This is a genomic window from Candidatus Nitrosoglobus terrae, from assembly GCF_002356115.1.
Taxonomy (GTDB): Bacteria; Pseudomonadota; Gammaproteobacteria; order Nitrosococcales; family Nitrosococcaceae; genus Nitrosoglobus; species Nitrosoglobus terrae.
In genome coordinates this window covers 1,198,951-1,211,650 of the sequence record NZ_AP014836.1, presented here as the reverse complement: position 1 = coordinate 1,211,650, position 12,700 = coordinate 1,198,951, and the positions used below count along the sequence as shown (strand labels likewise).

At 44.5% G+C, this 12,700-nt stretch carries 6 protein-coding genes; 3 read left to right on the top strand and 3 right to left on the bottom strand.

Annotation, left to right across the window (positions count from 1 at the left end; translation table 11 throughout):
• The first annotated feature begins 73 nt into the window (after window positions 1–73).
• The gene (gene gpmA, locus TAO_RS05820) at window positions 74–757 is read left to right on the top strand and encodes a 2,3-diphosphoglycerate-dependent phosphoglycerate mutase (protein WP_096527775.1); all 684 of its coding nucleotides are present in this window, start codon (window positions 74–76) and stop codon (window positions 755–757) included.
• Window positions 758–843: 86 nt separating this feature from the next.
• Here the strand turns inward: gpmA and TAO_RS05815 are convergent, their stop codons facing one another.
• From TAO_RS05815 to TAO_RS05805, 3 genes are all read right to left on the bottom strand, one after another.
• Entirely contained in the window at window positions 844–3,051 is a 2,208-nt protein-coding gene (locus TAO_RS05815; protein ID WP_096527039.1) for a TonB-dependent receptor, read from the bottom strand.
• Window positions 3,052–3,151: 100 nt separating this feature from the next.
• On the bottom strand, window positions 3,152–5,365 hold the full coding sequence (locus tag TAO_RS05810) for a TonB-dependent receptor (RefSeq protein ID WP_096527038.1): 2,214 nt from the start codon (window positions 5,363–5,365) through the stop codon (window positions 3,152–3,154).
• A gap of 150 nt (window positions 5,366–5,515) precedes the next feature.
• Complete coding sequence (locus TAO_RS05805; protein ID WP_096527037.1) at window positions 5,516–7,732, bottom strand: TonB-dependent receptor; 2,217 nt, start codon at window positions 7,730–7,732, stop codon at window positions 5,516–5,518.
• Window positions 7,733–7,904: 172 nt separating this feature from the next.
• Here TAO_RS05805 and TAO_RS05800 point away from each other — a divergent pair, with 172 nt between their 5' ends.
• Complete coding sequence (locus TAO_RS05800; protein WP_096527036.1) at window positions 7,905–9,026, top strand: S1C family serine protease; 1,122 nt, start codon at window positions 7,905–7,907, stop codon at window positions 9,024–9,026.
• Window positions 9,027–9,173: 147 nt separating this feature from the next.
• On the top strand, window positions 9,174–12,653 hold the full coding sequence (locus TAO_RS05795; protein ID WP_096527035.1) for a pyridine nucleotide-disulfide oxidoreductase: 3,480 nt from the start codon (window positions 9,174–9,176) through the stop codon (window positions 12,651–12,653).
• The last annotated feature ends 47 nt before the right edge of the window (window positions 12,654–12,700 follow it).

Genomic DNA, 12,700 nt, shown 5'->3' with positions numbered 1-12,700 from the left:
ATGCTAAACAGTATTTAGCTATCCAAGTAGGGATTAAAAAGTTTTGATGAAAAGGAGATTATGAATGAGTAGAGTGACTTTACTCCGTCATGGTGAGAGTGTATGGAATTCAGAAAATCGATTTACTGGCTGGACTGATGTTGATCTCTCTGCTAATGGTATCGAAGAGGCTCGCCATGCGGGTTTAATGCTGAAAAAAACGGGGTATCAATTTGATAAAGCTTATACTTCCGTACTAAAGCGAGCAATCCGTACGCTTTGGATTGTTGAAGAGGTGATGGATTTGATGTGGCTACCGGTGGAGAAGCATTGGGAATTGAATGAACGTCATTACGGTAGCTTACAGGGGCTAAATAAAGCAGAAATAGCTCAAAAATATGGCGAAGAACTAGTGCACCAATGGCGCCGTGGATATGCCATTGAGCCACCTTCCTTAGAGAGTGATGATCCACGGCATCCCCGGTTTGATAGACGCTATGCTCATTTAGGGGCTGAGCACCTTCCAGCAGTAGAGTCCCTTGAGAAAACCCTTAATCGGGTGCTTACCTGCTGGCAACGGGAGATCTTACCTGATATTACGGCAGGTAAGGAGCTGATTATTGTGGCCCATGGTAATTCTCTACGTGCATTATGTAAGCATCTTGGAGGGTTATCTGATGAGGAGGTCATGGAACTTGAGATCCCAACGGGTATCCCTTTAATATTTGAATTAGATCATTCTTTTCAGCAAACAGCCCGTTATTACCTTTCTGAGTAATCTGGCTTAAATAAATTAAATCTAACATTTCTAACCTCAGCCCTAGAATGTAACGACGTTTAGCCTTTGTATTTTTTATGTATATGTTAGAAATCTATATTTACGCTAGCAAATACAGTACGGGGCAGGCCAGGCATAATCTGGTTATCGGATTGAGCCGTTGCATAGTAAGTCTGATCTGAGACATTATTAAGATTGACTTGGAAACGATAGCCCTTCATTTGATAGTAAGCCATGAGATCACCTACGGCGTAAGTAGGGAGTACAACCTGATCAGTAAATGTGGCAAATCGGTTAGATTCGCCATGAACGCCAGCGCCAAACCCCCAATGCTCGTTAATGTCATAAGTGGACCAAATAGAAAACTGGTTTCTTGGTACTAGACCCACCCGGGCACCGGCGGCAGTACCTAGAACCGCTACCAGATTATTGGCCTCTGGCATATAAGTGTAATTAGCAAAAATATTCCATTTGTCAGTAATACTGCCGTTAGTAGACCATTCAATTCCACGCATCTGTTGCTTGCCGATGGAGATCGCTTGGGGGCTACCGTTGGGAAGCTCGCCGGGTATATCCGTCAAATTGATCTGGAAAAAAGCAATCGCAAGCAGTAGCTGATCGTCAAGCAAGCTTAGTTTATTACCAAATTCATATTGATCGGATCTTTCTGGTGTTATGTTAGTTCCTGGGGTTGAGATCGAAGAGGAAAGATTGGCACCAGTTGGAATATAGTTGCGGCTGAAGCTGAAGTACATAGTGTCATTTTCAACGGGTTTATACATCAGTGCTGCTTGGGGTGACCAAGTGTCATTAACTTGCTGTTGGCTGGCGTTTATTGCTAGAAACTGAGTACTCACCGTAAATCGATCGTAACGGGCTCCTAATAATATGGACCAGTGTTCATTAAAAGCAATTTGATCCTGTAGGAAAACGCCGATTTCATCCGCAACAATATGGTTATTTCGGCTTAAGCTAGTAAAGGGTACCTGAGTGGTAAGCAGTGAGTTGTTTAGAGAGAAGAATTGCGGGAGATCGAATCCTCCTTGGGGGGAGGTTACGCTAGCCCAATCCCGCTGCCAGGTGTAGCCCGCGCCCCCCAGTATTTTATGATTCACGCTCCCAGTATTAACATCAGCAACAATTTCAACCCGATCCTGATAACTTATCCGCTGGGTCAGACTTTGATAGCCAAGAAGTTGAAACATACCGTCCTCATTGACGGAAGTAGCAGGAGCGAAATTATTAAAATTATGGATATTATCAAATACATAAAATCTATTACGCAGCTTTAAATGATCATCAAATTCATGCTCAAGAAAAAGAGAGCCTGCGGTAACTTGAGAATAAAATCGGTTTTGTGTGGGAGAGCCAAAGAATTGACTACGACTGACATCTACTGGTAAACCGTTTTGTGAGGGGATACCTCGATCATCAAGACGGGCATCATTGAGATAGGAGAGGGTGAAATCGATTTTAGTGCGATCATCAGGCTCAAAGTGAAATACTGGATTCACTGCATAGCGATTGAGAAAGTAGAAATTACGAAAACTTCCAGTGTTTTCTCCCATGCCCATAAAACGAAAGGCGCTGGAATCCCCCATGGAGGTGCCAAAATCAAGCTGGCCCCGGAAATGACCCCAGGGGGAGCCATTGTCGCCTCCACCGCCTTCCACCATGATATGGCGTATCTCTCGGCGTTCCGCTTTTTTAGTGACAAAATTGACAATACCGCTGGCATTGCCGCGACCAAACCGACTTGCAGCGGGGCCTTTTAGGATGTCTATGTGATCGACATTATAGAGGGGGCGAAAATATTGAGCATCATCTCGCATACTGTTCATGAAAAAGGCTGAGCTTGTTACAACTCCCCGGATGATAAGCTGATCTCGGTTACCCTCACCTAGATTAACTGTGACCCCTGGAGAGTTACGTACGGCTTGCTCTAGGGATTGGGAAGCCTGATCGGTTAAGACTTTTCTAGGAATAGGGGTGATGGTAAAGGGAGTATCGAGCACTGAGGTATCAGTTCCCAGTGCGGTGTCAGTATCCACTCTATATGCAGATAATCGATTACCCGTTACGGTGACTGTTCCTAATTCCATAGTATTGGGGCTGAAGGAGGCAGCCGGTGTTGCCGACTGCTTCTCCTCCGTCTTTTTGCCTTCATGCCTATCTTTTTTATTTTTATAGGTACTTTTAATGGGTTCCTGATCTGAAGCAGCTAATACGCTCTGCGATGTCCATACGCAACAAAACCCTATAATCAGCGGCGCAAACCATTGATAGCTTCTCATGGGTAAAGATCTCACTGTTTTTAAGCATTGATAAGATTTTCATTATTTTAATAGCTTTTTAAATTTTAATACTAATAATTATTATTTATCAATTGATATATCAAAAATCCATATTTACACTGGCATATACAGTACGGGGCATGCCAGGCATGATCTGGTTATCCCCTGAAGCAGTCGCGTAATAGGTTTCATCTGAGACGTTATTAAGATTGACTTGGAAGCGATATCCTTTCAGCTGGTAATAGGCCATGAGATCGCCTACAACGAAAGCTGGCAGCTGGACCTCATTAGTAAAAGAGGTGTATCTCATGGATTGGCCGTGAACGCCGCCACCAAAGCCCCAATGCTCATTAATGTCATAAGTGGACCAGACGGAGAACTGGTTGCGGGGAACTAATCCAGCTTGAGAACCTGCCGCAGTATCTTGGACGGCTACTAGATTTTTAGCTTCCATCATATAGGTGTAATTGGCAAAAATATTCCATTTATCCGTAATACTGCCATTGGCAGAAAGCTCAATTCCCCGATTCCGTTGCCTGCCAATGGAAAGCAGTTGGCTATCACCGTTTGGTTGAGCAGAGGGTATGTTTGTTAAGTCAATCTGAAAGAAAGCAATATTAATTGCCATATTGCCGTCAAGTAACTCTAGCTTATTGCCAAATTCATATTGATCGACTTTTTCTGGGGATAGATTAGCGCCATTTGGGTCGTCAAGAGACTCCGCAAGCTGAGCGCCCGCTGGTGTGTAGTTGCGACTGAAGCTAAAGTACATAGTGTCATTTGTAACGGGTTTGTACATTAACGCTGCCCGGGGCGACCAAGTATCGTTAATTTGCAGGGTTCTAGCATTTATTTCGAGAAAGCGCGCATCGGTCGCGAACCGATCAAAGCGAACGCCGGCTAGCGCCATCCAATGTTCATCGAAAGTAATTTGATCTTGAAGGAAAACCCCAATTTCATCGGCGTGAATATTGTTATGCCGAGATACGATAGTATCCACTGGGAGTGGGGCGATTGCCGTATTGTTTAGGGTGAATAGTCCAGGGATATTTTTGGATTCTCCAGGACGAAGTTCAGTATCAAAATCCCGTTGCCAAGTGTAATCACCGCCCCCTAGCATTTTGTGATGTACTTTACCGGTATCGAAATCAAAAATGGCTTGAAGACGTTGTTGATAACTTATTCGCTCGGAGGGGTGATCATAGCCTGCAAATTCAAAGGTTCCATCATCACTTACTGCACTCCCTGGATAGAGGTTGATATAATGGTGATTATCCTGAAATGTTCGGAAGTTAGCTATTAGCTTTAAGTCGTCATTGACTTCATGATTGATTATCAGTTGGGCGGTGGTAACTTCTGAATAAAACCGGTTCTGTGTGGGAGAGCCAAAAAACTGACTACGACTGACATTCACCGGTAAGCCGTTCTGTGAAGGGATACCCCGATCGGCAAGCCGGGTATCATTTAGATAGGATAGGGTCAAATCTATTTGGGTGCGATCGTTGATATCAAAGTGAAATACTGGATTAGCTGCATAGCGCCTAATAAAACCAAAATCACGGAAAGTCCCTGAATCTTGACCCATGCCCATAAAACGGAAGGCACCAAAATCACTTATGGAGGTACCGAAATCCATTTGCCCCCGAAAATGACCCCAAGGAGATCCATCTGCGCCCCCTCCGCCTTCTACCATAATATGACGGATTTCTCGACGTTCGGCTTTTTTAGTGACAAAATTGATAATACCTCCTCCGGCGCCCCCTCGACCAAACTGAAGTGCGGCTGGGCCTTTTAGGACGTCAATATGATCCACGTTATAGAGAGGGCGAAAGTATAGGCCATCATCCCGCATCCCATTCATGAAAAAGGATGAACTTGTTACAACTCCCCGGATGACGAGCTGATCTTGATTGCCCTCGCCCAGACTAATTGAGACCCCTGGGCTGTTACGTACGGCTTGCTCTAGGGATTGAGAGGCTTGATCGGTTAAGACTTTTCTAGGAATAGGGGTGATAGAGAAAGGGGTATCGAGCACCGAGGTATCGGTTCCTAATGCCGTGTTACTATCCACATGATAGGCGGATAGCTGGCTTCCTGTCACTGTGACTGTTCCTAATTCTGTAGCTTTAGCACTGGATAAAACTCTTGGAATAGCGAACTGAGATTCTTCTTCCTGTTTGTCTTCATTTCTATCTGTTTTATCTTTATAGGTGCCCTTAAGTGACTCCTGATCTGAATCGGCCAGCACGCCCCAAGATGCCCATGCGCAACAAAGCCCTATTGCCAGTGGCGCAAGCCATTGATGTTTTCTCATTAATTAATGATCTCATTATTATTATGTTAATAAATTTTAATACTAATAATTATTATTTATCAATAGAGATAATTCTTATTATTAATTTAAGCGAGTTATCAATTAATGATAAGAGAGGTTATCGGCTTGCTTATGGAAACTTGGGCTGCTTTAAAAGTCCATGTTCACGCTGGCAAACACACTGCGTGGAATTCCGGGCATGATCTGGTTATCCCCTGAAGCAGTCGCGTAATAGGTTTCATCTGAGACGTTATTAAGATTGACTTGGAAGCGATATCCTTTCAGCTGGTAATAGGCCATGAGATCGCCTATGGCGTAGGCCGGTAACTGGACTTTATCAGTAAATGATGCGTATCTCATGGATTGGCCGTGAACGCCGCCGCCAAACCCCCAATGCTCGTTAATGTCATAAGTAGACCAAACAGAGAACTGGTTGCGAGGGACTAACCCAGCTCGAGCCCCTGCTGCAGTGCCTTGAACCGCCACCATATTTTTGGCTTCCATCATATAGGTGTAATTGGCAAAAATATTCCATTTTTCGGTAATACTGCCATTAGCAGAAAGTTCGATTCCCCGATTTCGTTGCCTACCGATAGTGAGTAGCTGACTATCCCCATTAGGATCAGCAGCCGGCATATTGGTTAAATCAATTTGAAAGAAAGCAATATTAAACACCATATTGCCATCAAATAACTCAAATTTATTACCAAATTCATATTGATCAGATCTTTCTGGAGCAAGATTAGCGCCGTTTGGGTCTTTGAGGGAAGCGGCAACATTGGCCCCTGATGGGATAAAGTTTCGACTAAAGCTAAAGTACAAGGTATCATTTTCAACCGGTTTGTACATCAGCGCTGCTCGGGGTGACCAGGTGTCGTCAATCCGTTGGGTTCTAGCATTTATTTTGAGATAGCGCGCATCGGTAGCAAACCGATCAAAGCGAACACCGGCTAGCGCCATCCAGTGTTCATCAAAGGTAATTTGATCTTGAAGATAAACCCCAATTTCATCGGCGTGGACATTGTTATGTCGATCTAAAGAGGTCATTGCAACTGGACCAACTACTGAATTGTCTAGGGCGAACAACCCAGGAAGATCCTTGGATTTTCCAGGAATAAATTGGATATCAAAGTCCCGCTGCCAAGTGTAATCACCGCCCCCTAGCAGTTTATGATGTACTTTTCCGGTATCGAAATCAAAAATAGCTTGAAGGCGTTGTTGATAATTTATCCGCTCGCTTGAATGATCGTAGCCCTTAAATGCAAACATATCATCCTTATTTACGGAACTCCCTGGATAGAGGTTGTCATAGTGATGATTATTCTGGAAAGCGCGGAAGTTAGCCATCAGCTTCAAGTCATCGTTAACCTCATGGGTGATCATCAGCTGGGCAGTGGTGACTTGGGCATCAAACCGGTTTTGCTGCGGAGAGCCAAAGAACTGACTGCGACCGACATCCACCGGTAAACCGTTCTGTGAAGGGATACCCCGATCGGCAAGCCGGGTATCATTTAGATAGGATAGGGTCAGATCCATTTGGGTGCGATCATTGATATCAAAGTGAAATACTGGATTAGCTGCATAGCGCCTAATAAAACCAAAATCACGGAAAGTCCCTGAATCTTGACCCATGCCCATAAAACGGAAGGCACCAAAATCACTTATGGAGGTACCGAAATCCATTTGCCCCCGAAAATGACCCCAAGGAGATCCATCTGCGCCCCCTCCGCCTTCTACCATAATATGACGGATTTCTCGACGTTCGGCTTTTTTAGTAACAAAATTGACAAGACCTCCCGCGCCCCCTCGACCAAACTGAAGTGCGGCTGGGCCTTTTAGGACGTCAATATGATCCACGTTATAGAGAGGGCGAAAGTATGGCGCATCATCCCGCATCCCATTCATGAAAAAATCAAAAGCTGTACTGACCCCACGAATGACGAGCTGATCTTGGTTACCTTCACCTAGATTCACTGTAACGCCAGGAGAGTTACGTACGGCTTGTTCTAGGGATTGGGAGGCTTGATCGGTTAAAACTTTTCTAGGAATAGGAGTGATTGAGAAGGGGGTATCGAGAAGCCGGGTTTCAGTTCCTAGTGCTGTGTTACTATCCACATGATAGGTGGATAGCTGATTCCCTGTCACCGTGACCGTTCCTAATTCCGTAGCATTGGGGCCGTAAGAGCCAGAGAAAACACTTGGTCTAGCCGGTTGAGATTCTTCTTCCTGTCTATCTTCATATTTATCTTTTTTATCTTTATAGGTGCTTTTAACAGGCTCCTGATCTGAATCGGCCAGTACGCCACACGATGCCCATGCACAACAAAGCCCTATCGCCAGCGGCGCAAGCCGTCGGTATTTTTCCATGAATAAGATCCCCTAAATAATATTTATAATATTTAATTATAATGCGAATGATTATATTTACAAATAGAAAATAAAATTTTATAGCATTTTTAATAAGCTAGTTTTTCAGATGAATGATAAAAACAGGTAGAATAATAGCTGTCAGTATAAATAGATTAAGTGTGGGGTTACTGTGTTACAGCGAAATAATACCTCTATCATTTTGCTAGCGTTGCTATTATTAATTGTATTTGTTATCGGTGTAGGATGGGGACGATCAGGAAAACAATTACTTGAAGCTGAGGCTGAAATTAGGCCGCGGCCTGTTTTAGAACGAGGAAATTTTGCCGCCGATGAGGAGGCTACCATCCGCCTCTTTCGGGAAACCTCTCCTTCGGTAGTTTTTATTACTACCTTATCTTTGCGTAGAGATTGGTTTAGCCTGAATGTACAAGAAATTCCCCAAGGCACTGGATCGGGCTTTATTTGGGATGATAAAGGTCGAATTGTGACTAATTTTCATGTGATTCAAGGATCAAATGCGGCCAAAGTAACCCTATATGATCACTCTACTTGGGATGCCAAGTTGATTGGTACGGCTCCTCAAGAAGATTTAGCAGTGCTACAGATTCAAGCCCCACACAATAAGCTTCAACCTATCCCTATAGGAAGATCAGATGATCTTCGGGTGGGGCAAAAAGCATTTGCCATAGGTAATCCTTTTGGTTTAGATCAAACGTTAACTACGGGGGTAATCAGTGCTTTAGGGCGAGAAATAGAATCAGTGACCAGAGTACCTATTCGTAATGTGATTCAAACAGACGCGGCGATTAATCCAGGGAATTCAGGTGGGCCTTTATTAGATAGTAGTGGCCGTTTAATTGGGGTAAATACGGCGATTTATAGTCCTTCAGGCGCTTATGCTGGAATTGGTTTTGCTATTCCTGTAGATACAGTCAATTGGGTCATACCCGAGTTGATTGTCAAAGGTAAAATAGTTCAACCTACGCTAGGGATTATACTATTGCCGGCACAGGCTGCCGCCAACATACAAATGGAAGGAGTCATCATTCTGCGTGTAGTCCCAGGCAGTGGCGCGGATCGGGCAGGTTTACGGGGAGTTCAACGTGATTCTATGGGGAGAATTCATCTAGGGGATATTATTACCGCGGTGGAGGGCCAGCCTATACGGGACTCTAATGATTTAATATTGGCGCTAGAACGGCGAAAAGCGGGTGAGCGAATTAAAGTTCAGGTATTTCGGGGTGAGCAAAAAAGACAGGTTGAAATTGAGCTTGGATCCTCATCATCGTAGGATTTTCTTTTGATGGCCTTGCGCCTATCTATTTATTTTACTTAACTTAAGACTGAGTTGTAGAGAAGCTGCAAGCGATAAGTTTGCAGCTTTTATATATTATTCTCTAGGGCTAAGGTAGCTAATCTATGAATTTCAGGAGAGATAATGGCATCAGGTAGTGGACTGGTACTGAAAGATATCAGTTTTTCTGAGCTGTTTCAGATTGAGGGTTTAAAAACGCTGGATAAGCGATTTTTAACTCAGGTAAAAGATAAGAATCCTACGCTTTATCATCGGATAATAAGTTATCGCCAGGGGGATAACTCTCTACCCCCCGTAGAAGAGAGCGAACTGCTATTAACTGTAGCGCCTTATTTTGAGGAGTTTTTAGCCCAATTATTTGGAATTGAAGCGGAGCTGGCTACCAGCTGTGAATCCACCTTAAGCCATGAGGAGGTACTGGCTTTTAAAAAGGAGTGGGTATTAGGTCGAGCTCGACGTTATCGACAACCTATTCATGAGTCTTTTTCGGCACTGGACTCTTGGTTGAGTAGACAGTTAACAGGGACTCAATGGGTAACAGTTGATCGAGAGTTGGCTACTGCTCAATGGGCGCAGTATTTGCAGCAAGATGAATTGATTAATATAGATCTTATTACAGCGCTCACCCAATGGTGTGTTTTAGCGTTGATTGACCCAGAGGGACAACGGGCAGTATCTGGCTGGGCTAGTTTTCATCTACCGCAAAAGATTGATCATGCTCAGTTAGTTCCTCTAAAGTATGAAAAAAGCGAATCATCTCATCGTCTTCAGGCCGATCCTACAACGTTTCGTCAGCGTGATGGATTTAAGTTGACGGATCCTAGAATGTCGGCACGGGCGGTTCAAGGAGAAGTCCATTATTGTATTTACTGCCATGAGCATAATGGGGATTTTTGTTCCAAAGGTTTCCCAGAGAAGAAAAAACAACCCGAGCTAGGTTTTAAAACCGATCCTTTGGGCGTTATTCTGACCGGATGTCCCGTAGAGGAAAAAATCTCTGAGATGCACGCCCTAAAGCGAGCGGGGCGTACTATCGCCGCCTTAGCGGTTGCTATGGTGGATAACCCTATGGTACCAGCTACCGGGCATCGTATCTGTAATGACTGTATGAAATCCTGTATTTATCAAAAGCAGGAGCCTGTTAATATTCCTCAAATTGAAACCCGGGTACTGACCGATGTCCTTGATTTACCATGGGGAGTAGAGATTTATGATTTACTCACCCGATGGAACCCCTTGCGGCAGCGACAATTTTTACCTCAACCTTATAATGGTTATAAGGTATTAGTTGCAGGAATGGGGCCGGCTGGTTTTACCATGGCTCACCACTTAACTATGGAAGGGTGCATAGTCGTCGGTATTGATGGCCTGAAGATGGAGCCTCTACCAGAGGATCTTCTACGGCAGCCTATTCAAGGTTGGTCAGATCTTCAGGAGTCTCTAGATGAACGTATTTTGCTGGGATTTGGAGGGGTCGCTGAGTACGGTATTACTGTCCGTTGGGATAAGAATTTTTTAAAGCTTATCTACCTAAGCCTGCTTCGCCGTCCTTTGTTCCAAGCCTTCGGTGGGGTTCGTCTAGGAGGGACAATCACTATAGAAGGAGCTTGGGAGCTAGGATTTGATCATCTCTGTATGGCTACTGGAGCTGGGTTACCTCGGGTTATTCCTATGGGTAATAGTTTAGCTCGAGGAATGCGCCAAGCCAGTGATTTTCTGATGGCGCTACAGCTTACCGGAGCGGGCAAAGAAAGCAGTTTAGCTAGTTTGCAAGTACGGTTACCTGCTGTAGTAATTGGTGGGGGCTTAACGGCTATTGATACAGCGACTGAAATTCAAGCTTATTATATTAAGCAAGTAGAAAAAACCCTTGATCGTTATGAAAAGATAGTGAAGGTTCAAGGCAAGGAAGCCGTGTGGGCTGATTTTAATGAAGAAGATCAAGGGATTTTAGAAGAATTTTTGACCCATGGACGGTTGGTTAGGGATGAGCGTCAGCGAGCTGCTCAAAAAGGAGAAGCCCCAAATTTTATTGCGCTACTTCAAGCTTGGGGGGGGGTAACCATTGCTTATCGTAAGGGGTTGAATGCTTCGCCAGCTTATCAGCGTAACCATGAGGAAATTATTAAAGCCATGGAAGAGGGGCTTTATTATGCAGATGGTCTAGAGCCGTTGCGAGTAGAGTTGGATAACTATGATCACGTCAAATCTTTGGTATGTCGGCGCATGCGACTAGAAGGCGGGCGTTGGTTAGGGATTCATGGAGAGGTAACCCTACCCGCCCGTGCCGTATTTATTGCTGCAGGTACTCAACCTAATACCATTTATGCTCATGAGCATGGGAACAGCTTTGAGTTAGAATCAAATCATTTTCTGCCCCATGTAGAGCATCCTGATGGGCTTCAGCCTGTCCAAGCAGCTGAGCATTGTAAATCACCGGAATTTGGCCCCTTTACTTCTTATCAGCGTGAGGGGCGTATGGTCACTTTTGTCGGGGATACTCATCCTGCGTTTCATGGCAGTGTGGTTAAAGCGATTGCTTCAAGTAAGCGTAGCTATCCTCAGGTGATGGCAGCTTTAACGCTGCGTTCATCTGTTAGTGATAATTATAAAGCTTTCCAAAAGCGGATGAGAGATTTATTAATTGCACAAGTTAGTCGTATTAATCGAAATAATCCCTCTATAGTGGAGATTTGGGTGCGCTCTCCGCTTGCAGCGCGTAATTTTCGCCCAGGGCAATTTTTTCGCCTGCAAAGCTTTGAGTCTAATAGTCGTCAGATAGAAGGTACACGCTTACAGATACCTCTGTTAACTATAAGCGGCACGGGGGTGCGAGATGATCAAATTCGACTAATGGTATTACAGTGGGGGGCAGGACCGCGTTTAGTAGAGCAGCTAAAACTGGGAGATCCTTTGGTATTAATGGGCCCGACCGGGGTACCGACTGAAATCCCTAGCGAGGAGACTGTATTAGTAGTCGCAGGTCGCTGGGGAGCCGCTGTAATGCTGGATATTGGTCCAGCCTTAAAAGCAGCGGGTAATCGGGTTTTATATGTGGCTGCCTTTAATTCAGCCTCTGAGCTGGATCATCGAGAGGAGCTTGAAGCGGCGACTGATCAGATTATCTGGTGTACGTCTCAGGAGCCTAAAATTACCCCGCAGCGACTGCAGGATTTAAGCGTGGTTGAAACAGATATGATTACACTATTACAGGGCTATAGTGCTAATCATATACGTATTTCTTTAGCCGCGGTAGATAGGCTTCTTGTCATGGGGTCTACCGGATTATTGCGCGGGTTTCAATCAGCTCTGAAGGATAGGCTAAGAGGGGTTTTTAACTCCAATCTTAAAGCAATTGGTATGGTCGGAAGTCCTATGCAATGTATGTTAAAGGGAGTCTGTGGCCAATGTTTGCAGTGGCAGATTGATCCAGAAACAGGGAAACGCACGCGAGCAGTTTTCTCTTGCGCTGAACAGGAACAGCCTTTAGCTTGGATTGATTTAGATAATTTAGCTGCTCGTCAAGTTCAAAACCGCCTTCCAGATAGATTAGCCGCTCAGTGGCTAGATTATATTTTGTCTTGCAAAGAGAACAAAGGTTAGCGGTAATGGGGCACTGCTAATAGTTATCAGTACTACTAGCAGTGTTT